We start from the raw sequence: 23,230 nt of genomic DNA on the forward strand, positions 1-23,230 counted from the left end.
GCTATTCGATTGTTAATTTTCTCTGAGAAGCCGTCAAGGAAGGCGTTTTGACAACTCCTTCAGGTGTACCGCGCCGTCCGATCAGGGACAGCAATGGTCCGGTCATGAAGGTGGTGATCAGCGCCATGAGTACCAGCACGGTGAAAAGCCCGGGGCCGATGACACCGGATTCCAGACCCACGTTCAGGACGATCAATTCGGTCAGTCCCCGGGTGTTGACCAGCGCGGACACCACTGCCGACCGGTGCCGGTCGAGCCGGCTGAGCCGGGCCGCCGCATAGGCCGGTACGAGTTTGCCGACGGTGGCCACGGCCACGATCAACAGCAGCAGCAGACCGGCGTTCCCGTCCAGCGCGCCGAGGTTGAACGACAGGCCGGTGGTGACGAAGAAGAGCGGCAGCAGCAGACCGGCGCTCTGCTCCATCGGGCGCAGCACGTCGGCGTCCGGCGCGCCGTCGCGGCGGGGCATGGCCAGGCCGGCCAGCAGCCCGCCGAAGACCGGGTGCAGGCCCAGCGACGCGGTGACCCAGGCGCTGCCCAGCGCCAGCGCCAGCGCGAGGGTGACCTGGTTGGCCATCAGCGCCCTGGAGCGCCGCAGCCACCAGCCGAGCACCGGGCGCACCACCAGGAACATGCCGGCCACGAACACCACGAGCAGCAGCAGGGTCACGGCCCACGACGGCCCCGTCGCGTGGCCGGTGCCGACCAGGGCCGCGGCCAGCACCAGCCACGCCGCGACGTCCATGAGTCCGGCCGCGGTGGTCGCCACCGTGCCGGCCGGGGAGCCCGCCAGGCCGCGTTCCCGGACGATGGCGACCAGCACCGGCAAGGCGGTGATGGAGACCGCCACCGCCATGAAGAGCAGGAAGGGCCGGCCGCCCGCGTGGTGCGGGTCGACCGCTTCGAAGACGCCGGGCAGCAGTTGCACCGTCCCGACGCCCAGCCCCGCGGGCACCAGCAGCGCGAACAGCGCCACCGTCGCGGCCGCGCGGCCGCCCCGGCGCAGTTGCCGCGGATCGATCTCGTAGCCCGCCACGAACATGAAGAGCACGATGGCGACCTGGGACAGCACGGTCAGGAACGGCAGGACCTCCCGCGGGAAGAGGTGCTCCGTCAGGTTTCCGGGGAGCCGACCCAGCAGGGTCGGCCCCAGCGCGATACCCGCCACGATCTGGCCGATGACGACCGGCTGGCCGATCCGGCGGGCCGCCGCTCCCAGCAGCCAGGAGACGACGACGATCAGTGCGACATCACCGATGACGACGGTGACGACGGTTTCTGTATTCACTGTGAAAGCCTCCCCCGCAGGGGCGGCCCGTATCCGGGCCGCCCCTTCATGGCCGTGCCGCGCGGGCGCCTAGGAGGCGTTGCCGCTCGCGCTCATTTCCGCGATGAGACTCTTCGGACGCATATCCGTCCAGTTCTCGTCGATGTAGTCGAGGCATTCCTGCCGGCCGGCTTCTCCGTGCACGGAGGTCCAGCCTTCCGGAATTTCCGCGAAGGCGGGCCAGAGCGAGTGCTGGCCCTCGTCGTTGACGAGCACCAGGAAGGTGCCGTTCTCGTTGTCGAACGGATTGGTCATGACGGGTTCCTTTCCCCTGTCGGCCGCACGGCCTGGAGCTTTTCTGCGACGACGCGCCCGATCTGCGCCAAGGGCGCGGGCTGGAGCATGTCGTTGTGGTCGACGGCGATGTCGTGGGTGTCGATGTCGCCCGCGACGAAGGTCCGCCAGCTGGCGACGGCGTCCCACGCCTGGGAGTTCTCGGGCCGGCCGACGGTGGCGACGAACACCACGAGGTCGCCGCCGAACCGCTTCGGGGTGTAGCCGTAGGAGAGCCGGCCGGAGTTGACGGTCACTTCCCTGATGGCGGTCAGGAGCTGTTCGTCCAGCCCCAGTCCGGCGCCGCCACCGTCACCGCCGGGCTCCTCGCCGCCGTACGGCGGACCCTGCTCGCCCAGCTCGCGGCGCATCGTGACGTCCTCGCCCTCGCGGGCGGCGGGCGTCTCGTCGAAGAACTCGCCGGTGTCCCCGCCGAGGTAGGTGTCGAGCAGGGCGAGCAGGGCGACCTTCTCGCCCTGGGCCTCCAGGGCGGTGGCGACCGCGTAGGCCACCGTACCGCCGAAGGACCAGCCGAGGAGGTGGTACGGGCCGCTGGGCTGGACGGTGCGGATCTGGTCGACGTAGTCGGCGGCCATCTCCTCCATGGTCAGCGGCAGCGGCTCGGGCCCCGACAGGCCGCGGGCCTGGAGCCCGTAGACCGGCCGGTCGGCGGGCAGGTGCGGCAGCAGGCCCCGGTAGCCCCAGCTCAGCCCCAGGCTGGGGTGGAGGCAGAACAGTGGCGGCTGGCTGCCCTGGGTCCGCAGGGGCAGCAGGACGCCGAGGTCGCCCCGGCTGGTGCCGCGGGCCGCGCCGGTACCGGCCGTGCGCGCGCTGCTCGCGTCCGCCACGGTGATCAGGCCGGTCGTGCTGCGCCGCGCCCGGTCGCCGGTGTGCAGCATCCGCTCGCCCGCGGGGCCGAAGGGGTCGACGACGAACCGTTCACCGGTCCGCGCGGAGCCGCCCGCGTAGCCGCGTGCCACCGCCGCGCCCGCGACATACAGGTCGCCGGTGACACCGGGCGGGACCGGCCGCAGCAGGTCGTCGAGGACGTAGGCGCGGGTGTTGTGCACCGGCCGGCCCGTGGGCAGCGGCGACGGTACGGGCTCGCCCGGGGCCGCGCGGTGTTCGAGCCAGGGGCCCGCCGTCCCGGTGGCGCCGTGGCCGGTGACCACGGTGACGTCCGGGTGCATCGCCCGCCACTTCAGCAGGCCGTCGTCGGCCTCCGGCGTGCCCGCCGACACCACGAGGACTTCCGTGGGCCGCTGTCCGTCCGGCAGTTCGGTGAGCGTCGGCAGCAGGTCCCGGGTGGTCACCAGCAGCCGTGCGGTGCCGGGCCCGGCGGGTGTGCGGACGTCCTCCGGGGCGCCGAGCCGGACGCTGCCGCCGCCGCACAGGGCCGCGAGCAGCGGGGTGACGAGCGCCGCGACGGGGGCCCGGGTGTCGAGCAGGGCCGTGCCGCGGGCCACCGGGGTGGCCTGGGCTCGGTACGCCGTCTGGGCGGCCAGGGTCCGGTGGTCGACGACGGCCGCGGGGCCGTCCGGTGCCGTGCCGCCGAGCACCAGCGCGGGCTGGGCGGGCAGCGGCGGCCGGAACTCCGGTCCCGCCGGCTCGGCGCCGCCGGGTGCGACGGTCAGCGGGCCGTCCAGGACGACGGTCGGCGCCGGGCCGTCCGCGGACAGCCGCGCGGCCGTGGCCGGGGTGCAGACCAGGGCGGCGGGCCGGCTCGCGCGCAGGTCGGTCTCGATGTCCTCGACCGGCCGGTGGGAGTCCACGAGGCGGCAGGCGGCGCCGGTCTTCAGGACGCCGGTCAGCGCGACCAGGAACGCGGCGGTGACCGGTTCCGCCACGGCCACGACGTCCTCGGCGCCGATGCCCCGCTCCGTGAGCCGGCGGGCCAGCGTTCCGCTCGCGGTGTCCAGCGCGCCGTAGGTGAGCACGCCGTCGGGGCCGGTGGCGGCCACCGCGTCCGGGGTGCGGGCCGCCTGTGCGGCCAGCTGCTCGACGACGGTACGGTCCGGGGCCTCGGCCGCGGTGCCGTGGAAGTCCGCCACCAGGCGGCGGAACTCCTCCTCGTCCAGCAGGACGTCCACCTGGCCCAGGGACAGTTCGGGGTCGGCCGCGAGCTGTTCCAGTACGCGCACCAGCCGGTCGGCGAACGCCTGCGCGGTGTCCTGGTCGAACAGGTCGGTGGCGTACGTGAGGTGGCCGTCCATGCCGTCCGGGGTGCCGTCGGCGCGCTGCCGCTCGGTCAGGCCGACCGACAGGTCCAGCTCGCCGGTCGCGCCGCCCACGTCGAGGCGGCCGGTGCGCAGGCCGGGCAGCTCCCACGGGTCCCACACCTCGGTCTTGCCCTCGTGGACGTCCAGGCCGACCTGGAAGACGGGGTGCCGGTCCACGGAGGGCGGCAGCGGCAGCGCGTCCACCAGGCGCTCGAAGGGCACGTCCTGGTGGTTGACGGCCTCCCGGTGGGTCTGCTGGACGCGGCGCAGCAGTTCGAGGAAGCCGGGGTCGCCGGAGGTGTCCGTACGCAGGGCCAGCGGGCCGTCGAACGGACCCACCAGTCCTTCCAGGCCGTCCTCGTCCCGGCGTGCCCGGGTGGTGCCGAGGACGATGTCGGTGCCCGCGCCGAGCCGGGTGAGCAGCAGGGCCAGCGCGGCCTGGACGACCATGAAGCCGGTGGCCTCGCGGGGTTCGGCCGCCGCCATCAGCCGGGCGTGGGCCGCCGGGTCCAGGCGCAGCGGTACGCGTTCGACGCGCCGGGAGGGCAGTGCGGGCCGCGGCCGGTCGGTGGGGAGTTCCAGTTCACCGGCGAGTCCGGCCAGGGCGTCCTGCCAGTACGTGAGCTGGTCGCTGACCAGGCTCTCCGGCTCGTCGGCGCCGCGCAGCAGCTCCCGCTCCCACACGGCGTAGTCGGCGAACTGGAGCGGCAGCGGGGCCCGTTCGGGTGCCCGGCCTTCGCAGCGCGCGCCGTACGCGGCCGACAGGTCGCGGAAGAGCGGGTCGAGGGACTGGTCGTCCGCGGCGATCCGGTGGACGGTGACCAGCAGGACGTGCTCGGTGTCCGACAGCGTGAACAGGTGCGGCGCCCAGGGAGCTTCCCGGGTCAGGTCGAAGGTGCGGGCGGCGCGGGCGGCCAGCAGCTCCGGCAGTTCCTCCTCGGTGGCCGCGGTGACCGGCAGCCGCGGGCGGGCGGCGTCGTCGGTGGCGGGCACGATGTGCTGGCGCAGCTCGTTGCGGGCGCCGGAGAAGGTGGTCCGCAGGATCTCGTGCCGGGCCGCCACGTCACCGAGTGCGGCTTCCAGCGCCGCGCGGTCCAGCGCGCCGGTCAGGCGCAACGCGGCCGAGAACTGGTGGGCCGGGCCGCTGTCGTGCAGCCGGGTCAGCAGCCAGGTGCGGAGCTGGGCGACGGTGGCGGGTGCCTCGCCGTCGTGGCCGACCGGGTTCAGGACCGGGCGGGCCTTCGTGGCCAGGGTGCGGGCCACGCCCGCCGCGGTGGGCGCGCTGAAGAACTGCCGCAGGTTCAGTGCCGCGTCGAACTCCTCGCGGATCCGCCCGATCAGGCGCATCGCCAGGCCGGACTCGCCGCCCAGCTCGAAGAAGTCGTCGTCGGCGCCGACCTGTTCGAGTTTGAGGACGTCGGCGAAGAGGCCGCAGAGGATCTCCTCGGTCTCGTTCTGCGGCGCCCGCTGGGCGACCCGTTCGGCGAAGTCGGGGGCGGGCAGGGACTTGTGGTCGACCTTGCCGTTGGCGGTGACGGGCAGCGAGCCCATCACGACGACCGCGGCCGGGACCATGTAGCCGGGCAGGACCTTGGCGGCGTGGGCGCGTACCTCGTCGGAGTCGACCTCCTGGCCGTCCGGGACGACGTAGCCGACCAGCAGCCGCTCGCCCGGCCGGTCCTCGCGGGCCGCGACCACGGCCTGGCCGACCGCCGGGTGCGCGGTCAGGGCCGCCTCGACCTCGCCGAGCTCCACCCGGAAGCCGCGGATCTTGACCTGGTCGTCGGCCCGGCCGGCGAACAGCAGCTCGCCCGCCTCGGTCCAGCGCACCAGGTCCCCGGTGCGGTACATCCTCCCCCCGCCTTCGGCCGGGGGGACCCCCACGCCGGGGGCGAACGGGCAGGCCACGAAGCGTTCCGCGGTCGGTCCGGCGCGGTTGAGGTAGCCGTGGGCCAGTCCGGTGCCGGCCACGTACAGTTCGCCCACGGTGCCCGCGGGCACCGGCTGGAGGAACGCGTCCAGGACGTAGACCTGCCGGTTGCCCAGCGGGCGGCCGATCGGCAGCACGGCGGCCGGCCCGTCGTCCGGCCGGGTCAGGTGCCAGGTGGCGCAGAGCGTGGTCTCGGTCGGTCCGTACAGGTGGCGTACGGCGGTGCCGGGGCAGGCCGCGCGTACCCGGTCGACGGCCGCGGCGGGCACCACGTCGCCGCCGGTCAGCACCTCGCGCAGGCCGTGCAGGCACTCCGGCGACTCCTCCGCCACGACGCGGAACGTGCCGGCCGTCAGGTGCACCGCGCTCACTCCGGCGGCCACCGCGGCGCGGATGTCCTGGGCGTCCACCGCGCCCGGCGCGGCGACCACCACCCGGCCGCCGGAGGCCAGCGGCACCCAGATCTCGAACAGGGAGGCGTCGAAGGCGTGCGGCGCGTGCATGAGCACCGCGTCCCGCGGGCCCACCGACCAGCCCAGGTCGCCGACCAGGCCGGCCACGCTGCCGTGCGGTACGGCCACGCCCTTGGGCACACCGGTCGATCCCGAGGTGTACATGACGTACGCGAGGTCCTCCGCTCCCACGCGTACCGGCTCCAAGGCGTCGGCCGGGCCCACCGCGACGGCGGCCAGGGTCCGGTCGTCGTCCAGCACCACCAGTTCCGCGGCGGCGTCGACGGGCACCGCGTCGCGGGTGGCCCGTGTGCACACGACCGCCGAGGGGCCGGAGTCCGCCAGCAGGAACGCGACCCGCTCCGCCGGGTACCCGGGGTCCACCGGGACGTACCCGGCGCCCGTCTTCCACACCGCGAGCAGCGTCACGAGCAGGTCGGCGGAGCGTTCCATCAGCACCGCGACCCGGTCGCCGCGTGTCACGCCGCGGCCCGCGAGGTAGGCCGCGAGCCGGTCCGACTCCCGGGCCAGTTCGGCGTAGGACAGGGAGCGCCGCGGGTCGCTCACCGCGACGGCGCCCGGCACCTGCGCGGCCTGTCCGGCGATCAGTTGCGGCACCGAGGTGCCGGGGGCCTTGGCGGCGGTGGCGTTCCAGCCCGCCAGCACCAGGGCGCGCTCCTGGTCCTCCAGGACGCCGATGCGGCCCACCGGCATCGTGGGGTCGGCGGCCAGTTGGGTGAGCACCCGGACCACCCGCTGCCCGATCAGCCGGGTCGCCTCCGCGCCGAACAGGTCGGGGCGGGAGGACAGCCGCAGGCTGATGCGGTCGCCGGGGAACACGCCGAGGGTGATCGGGTAGTGCGCCGCGTTGCGGGACAGCCCGGCCGGCTCCAGGGTCAGGGCCCGCGGGTCGTCCGGTCCGGCGGGCGGGCGCGGGAAGCTCTCGTAGACCACGAGGGTGTCGAAGGACGCGCCGGGCCCGGCGAGCTGCTGCACCTCGGACAGGCCCAGGTGCTGGTGCGGGAGGAGCGCCGACTGGCGTTCCTGGAGCGCGCTGAGCATGTCGATCGCGGGCTGTCCGCCGTCGAGCCGTACCCGTACCGGAAGGGTGTTGATGAACAGGCCGACCATCGACTCGACGTGCGGCAGGTCGTGCGGGCGGCCCGCGACGGTGGCGCCGAACACCACGTCGGTACGGCCTGCCAGCCGGGCCAGCACCAGGGCCCAGGCGCCCTGGAAGAGGGTGTTGAGGGTCAGTCCATAGCGGCGGGCCAGGTCGGTCAGCTCCCTGGAGGGCCCCTCGGGGATGTCGATCAGGACGTCCTCGGGCACCACACTGGCGCGGGTGCGGTCCGCCGGGACCACCAGGGTGGGCTCGTCGGCACCGGCCAGCTCGGCCCGCCACGCCTCGCGGGCGGCGTCCTTGTCCTGCCGGTTCAGCCAGGCCAGGTAGTCGCGGTAGGAGGCGGTCGGCGGGAGGGCGGCGGCATCGCCGCCCGCCGCGTAGGCCGCGGACAGCTCCGTGAGGACGATCGGCATCGACCAGCCGTCCATCAGGATGTGGTGGCTGGTGACGACCATCCGGTGCCGGTCCGCGCCGAGGCGGATCAGCAGGACCCGCAGCAGGGGCGCGGTGGCCAGGTCGAAGCGGCGGGCGCGCTCGGCGTCGGCCAGCCGCCCGGCCTCGGCCTCGGCGTCGTCCGGGGCGAGGCCGGACAGGTCGGCCTCCTGCCAGGGCAGTTCCACCTCGCGGGCGATGACCTGCACCATGCGGGCCCCGCTGACCCGGCGGAAGCAGGCGCGCAGGGCCGCGTGCCGGGCGACCAGGGTCTCCCATGCCGCGCGCAGCCGGCCCGCCTCCAAGGGTCCGTCGACGGCGTGTGCGGACTGCACCGTGTAGACGTCCGGCCCCTCCTCGTCAAAGGTGGCGTGGAAGAGCAGCCCCTCCTGCAGTGGTGACAGCGGCCACACGTCCTCGACCATGGATCGGGTCATCGCTTTCTCCTCACAACGCCTCGTCGTCCTCGGTAGCTAGCGCTTGTCGTCGGTGAATCCGGCTTCCAGCTCGTCGATCTGCTGCTGGGCGAGATCGATCAGGCCGAAGTCGGAGGGGGTGTGACCGCCCGCCGTGGGATCGGTGGTGTGCGCGGCCAGGGCGGCCAGCAGGTCCAGCCAGGCCCGGCCGACGCGCTCGGCCGTCGCGTCCGCGGTGTGGGCGGTCCGGGCGAGCGTGAGGGTCAGTTCCGGCTCGTCCGGGGTGCCCCGGAGGACGGTGCTCGCCTCCAGGTCGTACGGGGCGGCCGGGCCCGGCCGGGTGGTGCCGCCGGCGGCCGCGGGTCCGGCCGGCTGCCAGGGCATGTCCCCGGGCCCGGTGCGGGTCCGGTCCCGGTGGGTGAAGGAGAGGCGGGGTTCCGGCAGGGCGTCCGGGACCGCGCCGGGCCCGGGGTCGGCACGCAGGTGTTCCTTGACGGCCTTCAACAACGTACCGGCCGCCGGTCCGCCTGCCCAAGCCCCGTCCAAATCCGCGCCGGACAGGTCCAGCCGTACGGAGCGGGTGCGGGTGAACCGGCCGACCGTACGGGCCAGTTCCCCGTCGTCCGCGTCCGGCGCCGACCGCCTGCCGTCCGCCTCGACGGCCACCAGGACGGGTTCGCCGTCCCCCTGGCGGGCGATCGCGCCCACCAGGGCCGCGAGCAGCACCTCGTCGGTCCCGCAGTGGTAGAGGGGCAGGGTCCGGTGCAGCAAAGTGGCGGCGATGTCGCGCGGTACGGTCCACGACCGGTGCTGTACGGAGGCGGCGGCGTGCGGTTCCGGCGGCTGCCCGGTGGGCCCGCCGTCCTCGGTCCGCGGCGCGTCCAGGTCCGCGGCCCACCGCCGGAAGGACGTACCGACGGGTGCGAGTTCCGGTACGGCGTCGGCCGCCGCGGCGGCGCAGGCCGCCGCGAGGTCGGTGACCAGGACGCGCCAGGACGGCTCGTCCACGACGAGATGGTGGGCCGCGAGGGCCAGCCGGCCGGTCCGTCCGGTTCCGGCGTCGAGCCAGACGGCGCGGAGCGCGGGGCCGGTGGCGGGGTCCAGTTGTTCCGCCGCCTCGCGCCCTGCCCGGTCCGCCACGGCGTCCAGGTCGTCGTCGGGGATGCGGGTGCCGTCGATACGGAGGACGGCCGAGTCGGCGTCCACCGTGCCGCGTTCACCGGCCACCAGCACCGGCCGCCCGTCACCGTCCGGCAGGACGCGGGCCCGCAGCATGTCGTGCGTGTCCAGTACGGCGGCGAGGCCGACGGTCAGGGTGTGCGTCCGCAGGCCGGCCGGCGCGGTCACGACGATCCACTCGGCGAGGCCCCGGCCGAAGGCGACTGCGCCCAGTTCCCGCATGGCGGGGGTCGGTGCGATCTCTCCGGTGCCCACGTTTCCGGCCGCCCGCGCGCGGTCCGCCGCCCGGTCCGATTCCACGGCCTCGGCGAGGCGTTCGGGGGTCGGCTGCTCGAAGACCTGACGCGGTGTCAGGGTCAGCCCGGCGCGGCGGGCCCGGGAGGCCAGTTGCATCGACATGACGGAGTCGCCGCCCACGTGGAAGAAGTTGTCGTCGATGCCCACCCGTTCGAGCCCGAGAACCTCGGCGAACAGGGTGCACAGGGTCTCTTCCACCGGGGTACGCGGGGCGCGTCCGGAGACCTGGCCGGCGAAGTCCGGCGCGGGCAGCGCCGCGCGGTCGGTCTTGCCGTTCGGGGTCAGCGGCAGCCGGTCCAGCGGCACCAGGGCCGCGGGGACCATGTACTCGGGCAGCCGCTCGGCGACGTGTTCGCGCAGGGCGGCCAGCAGCGCTCCGGTGTCGCGGCCCGCGGCGGGCGCGTTGGTCCACGCCGTCAGCGGGGCCGCCGGGTCCGCCGGGCCCGCGGCGGGGACGTAGGTGTCCACCGGCGCGCGGCCGTCGGCCAGTTCGGTGCGGACGAACGCGAGGTCCAGTGTCTCCGGTGTGCCGGTGGACCAGGTGGCGCCCACCCAGTAGCCCAGGCTCTCCCCCAGCTCGTGGAACGCCTCGACGTCGGGGGTTTCGACATCCGGGCGCCGGTGCCCCGTGGCGCCGCCGGGGGCCGGCTGTGCCGGGTCTCCGCCGTCCTGCACGGTACGGGCGAGCGCGGCCTCGTGCGCGACGCGGGTGTTGGGCACGCCGGTGACGCGCAGCCGGTCCGGGCGTTCGGCGTCCAGGTGGCGCCGCAGCGCGGTGAGGCCGCCGTGCTGCCCGTCCCAGTCCCGCTCGGGCGCGCCGTCGAGGGAGAGCACGGCGGCTCCCCGCTTGTGCAGCGTCACGTCGTAGCGGTAGCGGGTCAGCTCGTTGTGGTGGTGTCCGCGCTTGAGCTGGATGTCCACTCCGGCGGCGTCCGGCAGCCGGTCCCGCAGCGCGGTGAAGAACTCCGGGTCGACCAGGAGTTCCTTCTCCAGGACGACGCTGCGCTCCACGGCCCGCCGCAGTGCGGCCGGGTCGCCGTCGTGCGCCGCGCGGCCCGCGTGCACGGCGGTGGCCAGGGCCCGCAGGAGACGGACGTTGCGCACGTCGCCGACGAACAGCGCGCCGCCCGGTGCCAGCAGCCGTAGGGCCAGTTCGACGACCTCCTGGAGGTATCCGGCGTTGGGGAAGTACTGCGCGACCGAGTTGAGCACGATCGTGTCGAAGTACCCGGCGGGCAGGCCCTCGGCCTCGTGCGCTGCCTGGGTGCGCAGCTCGACCCGTTCGGCCAGCTCCTTGTCGGCGTTCACGTGCCGCCGCAATTCCTCGATCGCGGAGGCGGAGAAGTCGGTGCCCCAGTACGTCTCGCAGTCGGGAGCGAGCTGGGACAGGAGCAGGCCGGTGCCGACGCCGAGCTCCAGCACCCGGCGGGGGCGCAGGGCGCGGATGCGTTCGACGGTGCGTGCCCGCCATTCGCGCATCTGCTCCAGCGGGATGGGCTGTCCGTCGTAACTGCTGTTCCAGCCGGCGAAGTTCTCGCCGAGGACGTCGGACTCCGGGTTGGCGTGCAGCGTGTCGTACAGGTCCTGCCACTCGCCGACGTGTTCCTGTTCGAGCCGCTCGTCGCGGTCGCCGGTGGCCGTGTCCGCGACCACGTAGCCGACCAGGCGGCGTTCGCCGGGCCGGTCCTCGCGGGCCACCACGACAGCCTGGGCCACGGCCGGGTGGGTGGCCAGCGCGGCCTCGACCTCGCCCGGCTCGACGCGGTACCCGCGCACCTTGACCTGGGCATCGGCGCGGCCGACGAAGACCAGGTCGCCGTCCGGAGTCCAGCGCGCCACGTCACCGGTGCGGTACATCCGCTCGCCCGGCGCGAACGGGCAGGCCACGAAGCGTTCCCCGGTCAGGCCCGGCCGGTCGAGGTAGCCGCGGGCGAGGTTGACGCCGGTGACGTACAGCTCGCCGGCGACGTCCGGCGGGACCGGCTGGAGGAAGGCGTCCAGCACGTACGTACGGGAATTGATGATCGGCCGGCCGATCGGCACCACGTCGGCGTCCGGTGTCAGCGGGGCGCTCATCGCCGCGCACACCGTCGTCTCGGTCGGCCCGTACGCGTTGACCATGCGCCGTGTCCCGGCCCAGCGGGCGGGCAGGCCCGGCGGGCAGGCCTCGCCCGCCACGGTCAGCGTCTCCAGCGTCGTGGGCAGTTCCTCGGCCACCGCCAGCACGCTCGGCGGGACCGTGGCGTGGGTGATGTCCCAGCGGCGCAGCGCGGCGCCCAGCGCCACGTGGGGCGGCAGCCCTTCCGCGCCGGGGACGACCGAGGCCGCGCCGGACAGCAGGGCCATGCACAGTTCGGAGACCGCGGCGTCGAAGCTCAGCGACGCCATCTGCAGGACCCGGGACTCCGGTGTCACCGCGAACCGTTCGATCTGGGCGCGGGCCAGGTTCCCCACGCCCGCGTGCGGGACGACGACGCCCTTGGGCCGTCCGGTGGAGCCGGACGTGTAGGTGACGTACGCCGCGTGGGCCGGGCGCAGCGGCGCGGTCCGCTCGGCGTCGGTCAGGGGGCCGCCCGGCAGGGCCGCGGTCTCGGCCGCCACCGCCGGGTCGTCCAGGATGACGACGCGTCCGGCGTACCCGTCCGGTACGACGTGCCGGGTCCGCGTGGTGCACAGCACCACCGGCGGACCGGCGTCGGCGAGGACGTACGCCACGCGCTCCGCCGGGTGTGCCGGGTCCACCGGTACGAACGCGCCGCCCGCCGCCGCCACGGCCAGCACGGCGGTCACCATGGCCGCCGACCGCTGCACGGCGACCGCGACGCGCTGCTCCGGCCCGACGCCGAGCCCGGTCAGGTAGCGGGCCAGGCGGCCGGTCTCCTGCGCCAGTTCGCCGTAGGTCAGCGTGCGGTCGTCCGAGACCAGGGCCGTCGCGTCCGGGGACGCGGCGGCTCGGCGGGCGAACAGGTCCGGCAGGGTGGCGGCCGGGGCCGGCACCGCGGTGCGGTTCCACCGTGTCTCGACCAGCTCGCGTTCGTCCGCGCCCAGCAGCCGGACGCGGCCCACGGGCGTCGTCGGGTCGGCGACCACCTGTTCCAGGGCCCGGACCAGTGCGGCCTGCATCCGCTCGGCGCGGGCGCGCGGGAAGACGTCCGGGCGGTAGATGAAGTCGCCCTGGGCGCGCTCCCCGGGGGCCACGATCCAGGTGAGGGGGTAGTGGCCCCGGTCCTCGGGGATCCCGGCCGGGCGTACGGCGAGGGAGTCCGGGTCGGCGGGCGGCTCGGGCGGCTGCGGATAGTTCTCGTAGACCACGAGCGTGTCGAAGGTCGCGCCGGGCCCGGCGAGGTGCTGGATCTCCGGCAGTCCGACGTGCTGGTGGGCCATGAGCGCGGTACGGCGGCGCTGGAGGTCGGTGAGCATGTCGACGACCGGCTGCGCGCCGTCCAGGTGCACGCGGACCGGCAGGGTGTTGATGAACAGGCCGATCATCGACTCGACGCCCGGCAGCTCCGGCGGGCGGCCGGCCACGGTGGTCCCGAAGACCACGTCGGTGCGGCCGGTCAGCCGGGCCAGCAGCAGGGCCCACATGCCCTGCAGCACGGTGTTCGTGGTCAGGCCGAGGCCGCGGGTCAGCTCCGTCAGCCGCCGGGTGAGGTCGTCGGTCAGCTCGAAGCGGATGCGTTCCGGCACGGCGGGCGCCCGGACCAGTTCGGCCGGGACCACGCTGGTCGGCTCGTCCACCCCGGCCAGTTCCGCCCGCCACGCGGCCCGGGCGGCCGCCTTGTCCTGGCGGTCCAGCCAGGACAGGTACTCGCGGTAGGAGGTGGCCGGTGGCAGCGTGCGGTCGTGGCCGCCCGCCGCGTACACCGCGGCCATCTCGTTGATGAGCACCGGCAGCGACCAGCCGTCCTTGACGATGTGGTGGCTGGTCAGCACCAGCATGTGCCGCCGCTCGCCGAGCCGGACCAGCAGCAGCCGCAGCAGCGGCGCGACCGTCAGGTCCAGCCGGTGCTCGCGGTCGCCGTCGGCCAGTTCCTGGAGCGCGGCCGGTACGGCATCGGCGGGCACGTCCGACAGGTCGGCCTCGCGCCACGGCAGCGGCACGTCCCGGGCGATGACCTGCACGGTCTCGCCCGACGCGCGCGGATGGAAGCTGGCCCGCAGGGACGGGTGGCGTACCAGCAGCGTCTCCCATGTGGCGCGCAGCCGGGCGACGTCGAGCGGGCCGGTCAGCTCCATCATCCGCTGGCCCTCGTAGATGTCGGGGCCGTCCTCGTCGAACGCGGCGTGGAACAGCAGCCCTTCCTGGAGGGGCGACAGCGGCCAGATGTCGGCCAGGGACGGCACGGCGGTCTCCAGTTCCGCCACGGTGTCCTGGGTGAGCTTCAGGAGGGGGAAGTCGGAGGGGGTGTGCCCGCCCGCGCCGGGCCCGTCGGTGTGCGCGGCCAGGCCGCCGAGTGCCGTGAGCCAGTCCTGTCCGAGCCGCCGTACGGCGTCCTCGTCCAGCAGCCCGCCGGGCCAGCTGAGGGTCAGGGTCAGGGCGGGCCCGCCGGGGCCGTCCTGGACCACCGCGCCCGCTTCCAGGGCGTGCCGCGCGGGCATGGTCTCGTCCACCGAACCGCCGAGCGCCGCCTCGCCTGCCATCTGCCAGGGCGCGGCCGTCTCCGGCGCGGCCCCGGCGGTGAACCGGCCGAGGTAGTTGAACGCGATCTGCGGGGCCGGGAGGGCGGCCAGCACGGGGCCGGTCTCCGGGTTCAGGTGGCGCAGCAGCTCGTGACCGAGCCCGTCACCGGGCACGGCACGCGCCTGTTCCTTGACGGTCTTGAGCAGCGCCCCGGCCGCGGGCCCGCCCGTCAGGGCCTGGGCCAGGTCGAGGCCGGTCAGGCGCAGCCGCAGCGGGTGCGTGCTGGTGAACCAGCCGACCGTACGGGAGAGGTCGGCTCCCGCGACCGGCTCGCGCCCGTGTCCTTCGACGTCCACCAGGACTCCGGCGCCGGTGTCCTGGCCGCGCTCCTGCTGCCGCCGGGTCACGGCGGCGGCCAGCGTGGCCAGCAGCACGTCGTGGACGCCGCAGTGGAAGGCGGCCGGTGTCCGGGCCGCGAGGACGGCGGCCGCGGTGGCGGGCACGGTCCAGGTGAGGCGGCGGACGGTGGCCGCGGTGTCCCGCTCCGGGTCGAGTGCGCGCTCGCCCACCAGCGGGTCGGGGCCGTCCAGGAGGGCGGTCCAGTGCTCCAGTTCGGCGGTGCGTGCGGGGTCCGCCGCCTGTTCGGCGAGCAGGGCCGACCACTGTGCGAAGGTCGTGCCGACCGGATCGAGGTCCGGCTCGCGGTCCGCCGCGACGGCTTCGCAGGCGGCTTGCAGGTCCGGGACGAGGATGCGCCAGGAGACGCCGTCGACGACCAGGTGGTGGACGGCGAGCACCAGCCGGCCGGTCCGCGCGGGACCGGCGTCCAGCCACACCGCCTGCACCAGGACGCCGTCGGCGGGCGCCAGGCGCCGTACCGCCTCCCGCGCGGCGCGGTCCGCCGCCCCGTCCAGGCCGTCGTCCGGCACGTGCGTGGCGTCGACGCGGCTGACCAGCGCGGCGGCGTCCACCGCGCCGCGCGGGGCGACGTGCAGCGCCGGTTCGGGGCCGCCGGTCACCTTGGCACGCAGCATGGCGTGGGTGTCCAGTACGGCGGCCAGCCCGGCGGCCAGCACCTCCTGGCCGAGCCCGGCGGGGGCGCCCACGACGGCCCACTGAGCGAACTCGCCGCGCGTCGCGGCCGGTATGCCGAGGGCCCGTACGACCGGGGTCCAGGCGACCTCGCCCGATCCGGCGTCGGCCGGTTCCGGCGCGGCCGCGGTGTCGTCCCCGGCCGTCTCGGCCACCTCGGCCAGCCGTTCCGGGGTCTTCTCCTCGAACACCTGCCAGGGCGTGACGACCACCCCGGCGCGCCGGGCCCGGGACACCAGTTGCAGCGACATGATCGAGTCGCCGCCCAGCTCGAAGAAGCTGTCCTCGACGCCGACCCGGTCCAGGCCCAGCACCTCGGCGAACAGCGCGCACAGGGTCTCCTCGGTGCCGGTGCGCGGCGCCCGCCGCGCGGCGCGCGCGGCGAAGTCGGGCGCGGGCAGCGCGGCCCGGTCGACCTTGCCGTTCGCGGTCACCGGGAGGGTGTCGAGGACCACCACGGCGGCCGGGACGAGGTAGTCGGGCAGCAGTCCGGCGACGTGCTCGCGGACCGCCTCGGCGGCCACGGCGGTCCCGTCCGGGACGACGTATCCGATCAGGCGCCGCTCGCCGGGCCGGTCCTCGCGGGCCACCACCACGGCCTGGGCGACCGCGGGGTGCCCGGCCAGCGCCGCTTCCACCTCGCCGGGCTCCACCCGGTAGCCGCGCACCTTGACCTGGGTGTCCGTCCGCCCGGCGAAGACCAGTTCGCCGTCGTACGTCCAGTGCGCCAGGTCGCCCGTGCGGTACATCCTCCCCCAGCCCTCGGCCGGAGGGACCCCCGTGCCGGGCGGGAACGGGCAGGCGACGAACCGTTCGGCGGTCGCGCCGGGACGGTCGAGGTAGCCGCGGGCCAGACCGGCGCCGGCCAGGTACAGCTCGCCGTCCACTCCCGGCGGTACGGGCCGCAGGAAGGCGTCGAGCACATACGCCCGGCGGCCGTCCAGCGGGCGCCCGATGGGCAGCACGTCGTCCGTCACCGGCTCACCCGGCCGCAGCGGCCGCCAGGTGGCGCACAGGGTGGTCTCGGTCGGCCCGTACATGTGCCGGACCACGACGCCGGGGCACGCTTCCCGTACGCGGGCGACGGACCCGGCCGGGACCACGTCGCCGCCGGTCAGCACCTCACGCAGGCCCGCGAAGCAGTCCGGGGACTCCTCGGCGACCACGCGGAACAGGCCCGCCGTGAGGTGGACCGCCGTCACGCCCGCCGCCACCGCCTCGCGGACGCGCCGGGCGTCGACCGTGCCGGGGGCGGCCACCACCACACGGCCGCCGGTGGCCAGCGGCGCCCAGATCTCGTACAGCGAGGCGTCGAAGACGTGCGGGGCGTGCAGCAGCACCGCGTCGTCGGGGCCGAGCGCCCAGCCGCGGTCCGCCGCCAGCCCCGCCACACTGCCGTGCGGCACGCCGACGCCCTTGGGCACACCGGTGGAGCCGGAGGTGTACATCACGTACGCCAAGTCGTGTGCGGAGAGCGGCGGTTGCTGGGCACCGGCCGGGCACGCCGCCACGGCCGCCCGTACCTCCGGCGTGTCCAGCACGACCACCTGCCCGGCCGCGTCGGCCGGCACCGCCGCCCGCGTGGCCCCGGTGCACAGTACGGCCGACGGGCCCGAGTCGGCCAGCATGAACGCGACCCGCTCCGCCGGGTATCCGGCGTCGACCGGCACGTACGCCGCACCGGCCTTCCAGATGCCCAGCAGCACCGCCACCAGGTGGGCCGAGCGCTCCATCAGCACCGCGACCCGGTCGCCACGGCCCACACCGAGGCCCCCCAGGTACGCGGCGAGACGGTCCGACTCGGTGTCCAACTCGCCATAGTGAACAGTTCGACCCCCGTCCGCCACGGCCACCGCCGAGCGGGCACGGGCCACCTGGCGGGCGAACAGCTCGGGCACCGAGGCGGCGGACGGCTCCACGGCGGCAGCCGGGTTCCACTCCGCCACGGCACGGTGGTGCTCCGGTGCGCCCAGGACGCCGATCCGGCCGACGGGCGCCTGCGGGTCCGCCACGACCTGTTCCAGTACGCGGACGACGCGCTCGCCCAGTTGCCGGGCCTCGCGCCGGTCGAACAGGTCCGGGCGGTACGTCACGTAGATCCGCAGCCGGTCGCCGGGGACGACGCCCACGGCCAGCGGGTAGTGGGTGCCCGCCACCAGGTTCGCCTGGGAGATCGTCACCTCGCCGCCCGCCCGCATGGAGGCGGACAGGGTGGCGGTGGTCCGCGGGTAGTTCTCGAACATCAGCATGGTGTCGAAGACCGCGCCGGGACCGGCCAGGCCCTGCACCTCCGGCAGGCCGAGGTGCTGGTGGGCCATGAGCGCGGACTGGCGCTCCTGGAGGCCGGTGAGCATCCGCAGGACCGGCTCGGCGCCGTCCAGCCGTACCCGTACCGGCTGGGTGTTGATGAACAGGCCGACCATCGACTCGACGTCGGGCAGCTCCGGCGGCCGGCCGGAGACGGTGCCGCCGAACACCACGTCGGTCCGCCCGGCCAGGCGCGCCAGCACCATCGCCCAGGCACCCTGCACCACGGTGTTGACGGTCAGGCCGTGCTGCCGGGCCAGCCGGGTCAGGGCCCGGGTGCCGTCCTCGGAGAGTTCGGCGGCGCCGGTCTCGGGCTCCGCCGGGGCCCGGCCCTGGCCGGAGCGGGCCACCAGGGTGGATTCCTCGGCTCCGGCCAGTTCCGCCTGCCAGGCGGCCCGCGCGGCGTCCTTGTCCTGCTCGTCCAGCCAGGCCAGGTAGTCGCGGTAGGAGGCGGTCCGCTTCAGGCCCGCGCCGTCGCCGCCCGCGGCGTAGGCCGCGCCCAGTTCGTCGAGGACGATCGGCATCGACCAGCCGTCCAGCAGGATGTGATGGCTGGTGACCACGAGGAAGTGCCGGTGCTCCGTCAGGCGTACGAGGAGCAGCCGCAGCAGCGGGGCCGCCGCGAGGTCGAAGCGGCGGGCCCGCTCGTTGGCGGCGAGCCGGTCCAGCGCGGCCTGCTGCTCGGGTTCCGGCAGCGCCGACACGTCCGCCTCGCCCCAGGGCAGTTCGACGTTCCCGGCGACGACCTGCACGGTGTCGCCGGACTCCCGCTGGTGGAAGCCGGCCCGCAGCGCGTCGTGCCGGGCGAGCAGTGTCTGCCAGGAGGCGCGCAGCCGGGCGGCGTCCAGGGGGCCGGTCAGTTCCAGCAGCCGCTGGGTCTCGTAGACGTCCGGGCCTTCCTCGTCGAAGGCGGCGTGGAACAGCAGCCCTTCCTGGAGGGGAGAGAGCGGCCAGATGTCCGTCAGGGACGGCACGGCGGCCTCCAGCGCCGCCACGGTCTCCTGGCTGATGTCCAGGAGCGGGAAGTCGCCCGGGGTGTGCCCGCCCGCGCCGGGGCTGTCGGTGTGGGCGGCCAGGCCGCCGAGGAGGTCCAGCCAGGCCTGGCCGAGTCCGTCCACGGCGGTCTCGTCGAGGAGGGCGGCGGGCCAGCTCAGCGCGAGGTCCAGGGCCGGCCCGTCCGGGGTGTCGCGGACGACGGCGCTCGCCTCCAGGGCGTGCTGGACGGGCAGGTCCGGCGCGGCCGTACCGCCGATCGCGGTGGTGCCGGCCGTCTGCCACGGGCCGACGGCGCCGCCGTCCGCGCCCGCGGCGAAGCGGCCGAGGTAGTTGAAGCCGATCTGCGGGGCCGGGAGGGCGGCCAGCACGGGGCCGGTCTCCGGGTTCAGGTGGCGCAGCAGCTCGTGACCGAGCCCGTCACCGGGCACGGCACGCGCCTGTTCCTTGACGGTCTTGAGCAGCGCCCCGGCCGCGGGCCCGCCCGTCAGGGCCTGGGCCAGGTCGAGGCCGGAGAGGTCCAGGCGGACCGGGTGGACGCTGGTGAACCAGCCCACCGTACGGGTCAGGTCGGTGCCGTCGAGCGGTTCCCGGCCGTGCCCTTCGACGTCCACCAGGAGCGCGGTTCCGTTGCCGGGCCGCCGGCGGGCGACCGCTCCGGCCAGCGTGGCCAGCAGGACGTCGTGCGCTCCGCAGTGGAACGCCGCCGGGGCGCGGTTCAGCACGGCCGCGGCCGTCGCGCCGGTCAGCGTCCAGGAGCGGCGGCGCAGGGTGGCCGCGGTGTCGGTGTCCGGGTCGGGCGTACGGGTGCCGAGCTGGGGGGCCGGGGTGTCGAGCAGGGCGGTCCAGTCGGCGAGTTCGGCGGTACGGGCCGCGTCGGTCGCCTGGGCGGCGAGGAGTTCGGCCCACCGGCGGAAGGACGTGCCGACGGGGTCCAGTTCGGGCACCTCTCCCGCGGCCGCCGCTTCGCAGGCTGCTCGCAGGTCGGGGGCGAGGATGCGCCAGGACACGCCGTCCACGACCAGGTGGTGGGCGACCAGGGCCAGCCGCCCGGTCCGGTGCGGTCCGGCGTCCACCCACACCGCGCGGACCATCACGCCCGCGGCCGGAGCCAGCCGGGCGGCGGCCTCGCGGGCCGCGTCCTCGGCGATGCCGTCCAAGGCGTCGTCCGGCGCTTCCGCGGCGTCGGTACGGGTGACCAGCGCGGCGGCGTCCACCGCGCCGCGGCCCGGCACGTGCAGCGCGGGCCGCTCGCCGGTCTCGGCCCGGGCCCGCAGCACGGCATGGGTGTCCAGTACGGCGGCGAGTCCGGCGGTCAGCGCGTCCAGTCCCAGCCCGGCCGGCGCGCCCATGACCATCCACTGGGCGAAGCCGGGACGGGCGGCCCGCTCCCCCAGCGCCCGCATCACGGGCGTCCACGGGATCTCGCCGTCGTCCGTGTCGGAGCCGGTGCGGGCCGCCGCGTCGGCGGGGGCCGCCACCGCCGCCAGCCGCCCGGGCGTCTTGAGGTCGAAGACCTGACGCGGCGTCAGGACCAGTCCGGCACGGCGGGCCCGCGACACCAGTTGCATCGAGCCGATCGAGTCACCGCCCAGCGCGAAGAAGCCGTCGTCGGCCCCCACCCGCTCCAGGCCGAGCACCTCGGCGAACAGGCCGCACAACAGCTCTTCGGCCGGGGTGCGCGGGGCCCGTCCGGACACCCGTCCGGCGAAGTCGGGGGCGGGCAGCGCCACCCGGTCCACCTTGCCGTTGACCGTCACCGGCAGCGACGGCAGCACCAGCACGGCCGCCGGGACCATGTAGTCCGGCAGCACCTTGGCGACGTGCTCGCGGATCTCGTCCGCGTCCGTCTCCTGTCCGTCGGGCACCACGTAGCCCACCAGGCGCCGCTCGCCGGGGCCGTCCGTACGGGCCACGACCACGGCCTGGCCGACGGCCGGGTGCGCGGCCAGCGCCGCTTCCACCTCGCCCAGCTCGACGCGGAACCCGCGCACCTTGACCTGCGCGTCCGCCCGCCCGACGAAGACCAGCTCGCCCTCGGCCGTCCAGCGCACCAGGTCGCCGGTGCGGTACATCCGCCCGCCGGCGCCGAACGGGCACGCCACGAAGCGTTCGGCGCTGAGCCCCGCGCGCTGCCAGTAGCCCTGGGCCAGGCCGGTGCCCGCGACGTACAGCTCGCCCACGACGTCCGGCGGTACGGGCTGGAGGAACGCGTCCAGGACGTACACCTGCCGGTTGTCCAGCGGGCGGCCCACCGGCAGTTCCGCACCCGCGTCGGCGCCGGGCGGCAGGACGTGCCAGGTGGCGCACAGCGTGACCTCGGTGGGCCCGTACAGATGCCGTACGGTCACCTCGGGGCACGCCGCGCGCACCCGCGCGACCGACGCCGCCGGGACCACGTCGCCGCCGGTCAGCACCTCGCGCAGCCCGGCGAAGCACTCCGGGGCGTCCTCCGCGACCACCCGGAACAGCCCGGCCGTGACGTGCACCGCCGTCACGCCGTCCGCGACGGCCTCGCGGATCCGCTGCGCGTCCACCGCGCCCGGCCGCGCCACCTCGACGCGGCCACCGGCGACCAGCGGCGCCCAGATCTCGAACAGCGACACGTCGAAGGCGTGCGGGGCGTGCGTCAGCACCGCGTCGTCCGGGCCGAGCGCCCAGCCGCGGCTGCCGGTCAGCGCCGCCACGCTGCCGTGCGGCACGGACACACCCTTCGGTACGCCGGTCGAGCCGGAGGTGTACATCACGTACGCCGTGTCGTCGGCCGTGAGCGGCGGTCCGGGGGCCGGGCCGTCGTACTCGGCGACCTCCGGCGCGTCCAGCACCGCCAGGCGGCCGTCCGTGTCGACCGGGACCGCCGAGCGCGTCGCCTCCGTGCACAGCACCGCCGCGGGCCGCGCGTCGGCCAGCATGAACGCGATCCGTTCCGCCGGGTACCCCGCGTCCACCGGCACGTACGCCGCTCCGGCCTTCCACACCGCGAGCAGCGCCACCACCAGGTCGGCGGACCGTTCCAGCACCACCGCGACCCGGTCGCCGCGCCGCACGCCCGCACCGTCCAAGTACGCGGCCAGCCGGCCCGCCTCGGCGTCCAGCCCGCCGTACGTCAGCGTCCGCCGCTCGTCCCGGACCGCCACGGCGTCCGGCGCCGCCGCCACGCGCCGGGCGAACAGCTCCGGCACCGACGGGCCCGGCACCTCCGCCGCCGTCGCGTTCCAGCCGTCCACCACGAGCTGCCGCTCGTCCGTCCCCAGGACACCGATCCGGCCCACCGGTGCGGACGGGTCCGCCACCATCTGCTCCAGAACCCGCACCAGCCGGGCGAACACGGCCTCGGCGGTACGGCGGTCGAACAGGTCAGGGCGGAAGTCGAGCTTGCAGAGCATCCGCTCGCCCGGCACGACGACCAGCGTGAAGGGGTAGTGGGAGGTCTCCCGCCCTTCGAGGAAGCGCAGGGTGAAGGCGTCCGGACCGGTCGCCCCGGCGGGCGCCGCCGGATAGTTCTCGAACACCACCAGGGTGTCGAAGACCGCCCCGGGCCCGGCCAGTTTCTGGATCTCCCCCAGGCCCAGGTGCTGGTGGGACATGAGCGCGGTCTGCCGCTCCTGGATGCCCGCGAGGAGCCGGTGCAGCGGCTGACCGCCGTCCAGCCGGACGCGGACCGGCAGCGTGTTGATGAACAGGCCCACCATCGACTCGACACCGGGCAGGGCGTCGGGGCGGCCGGCCACCGTGGCGCCGAACACCACGTCGTCGCGCCCGGCGAGCCGCGCCAGGAGCAGCGCCCAGGCGCCCTGCACCACGGTGTTCACCGTCAGCCCGTGGGCGCGGGCCAGCCCCACCAGGCCGCGCGTCAGGTCCTCGGGGATCTCGCTGATCAGGCTCTCGGGGACCACCGGCAGCCGGGCCGGGTCGGCCGGTGCCACCAGGGTCGGCTCGTCGTTGCCGGCCAGTTCGGCCCGCCACGCCTGCCGGGCGGCGTCCTTGTCCTGGCGGTTCAGCCAGGCCAGGTAGTCGCGGTAGCGGGCCGCCCTGGGCAGGCCGCGCGCGTCACCGTCCGCCGCGTACACCGTGGTCAGTTCGTTGAGCAGCACCGGCATCGACCAGCCGTCCATCAGGACGTGGTGGGAGGTGATGACCAGTCGGTGCCGGTCGGTGCCCAGGCGGATCAGCAGCAGGCGCAGCAGGGGCGGCACCGCCGGGTCGAACCGCTCGGCCCGTTCCCCCGCGGCCAGCCGTTCGGCCTCGGCGTCGGCCGCCTCCTCGTCCAGGCCCGACACGTCGGCCTCCCGCCACGGCAGCGTCACCTCGCGCGCGACGACCTGCACCGGGTCGCCCGACCTGCGCCGCCGGAAGCCCGCCCGCAGCACCGGGTGCCGGGCGACCAGCGCCTCCCACGAGGCGCGCAGCCGGTCCGCGTCCAGCGGGCCGTCCAGGGCCAGCGTCCGCTGGCCCTGGTAGACGTCCGGGCCCTCCTCGTCGAAGGCGGCGTGGAACAGCAGCCCTTCCTGCAACGGCGAGAGCGGCCACACGTCCTCGACAAGAGATCGGGTCATCGCTTAC

4 protein-coding genes are annotated in these 23,230 nt (G+C 75.4%); all 4 read right to left on the reverse strand.

Annotation, left to right across the window (positions count from 1 at the left end):
* Nucleotide 1 precedes the first annotated feature (1 nt).
* Nucleotides 2-1,288 (reverse strand): cation:proton antiporter, encoded by a 1,287-nt coding sequence (locus AB0A97_RS13240; protein WP_361148414.1) that lies wholly within the window; start codon nt 1,286-1,288, stop codon nt 2-4.
* Between the two features lie 69 nt (nt 1,289-1,357).
* The gene (locus AB0A97_RS13245; protein WP_361148416.1) at nt 1,358-1,582 is read right to left on the reverse strand and encodes an MbtH family protein; all 225 of its coding nucleotides are present in this window, start codon (nt 1,580-1,582) and stop codon (nt 1,358-1,360) included.
* Complete coding sequence (locus tag AB0A97_RS13250; protein ID WP_361148418.1) at nt 1,579-8,196, reverse strand: amino acid adenylation domain-containing protein; 6,618 nt, start codon at nt 8,194-8,196, stop codon at nt 1,579-1,581. The genes AB0A97_RS13245 and AB0A97_RS13250 overlap by 4 nt, the downstream gene beginning before the upstream one ends.
* Nucleotides 8,197-8,232: 36 nt before the next feature.
* Complete coding sequence (locus tag AB0A97_RS13255; protein ID WP_361148420.1) at nt 8,233-23,223, reverse strand: amino acid adenylation domain-containing protein; 14,991 nt, start codon at nt 23,221-23,223, stop codon at nt 8,233-8,235.
* Between the last annotated feature and the right edge of the window lie 7 nt (nt 23,224-23,230).

This window comes from Streptomyces sp. NPDC045470 (assembly GCF_040646595.1).
Taxonomy (GTDB): domain Bacteria; phylum Actinomycetota; class Actinomycetes; order Streptomycetales; family Streptomycetaceae; genus Streptomyces.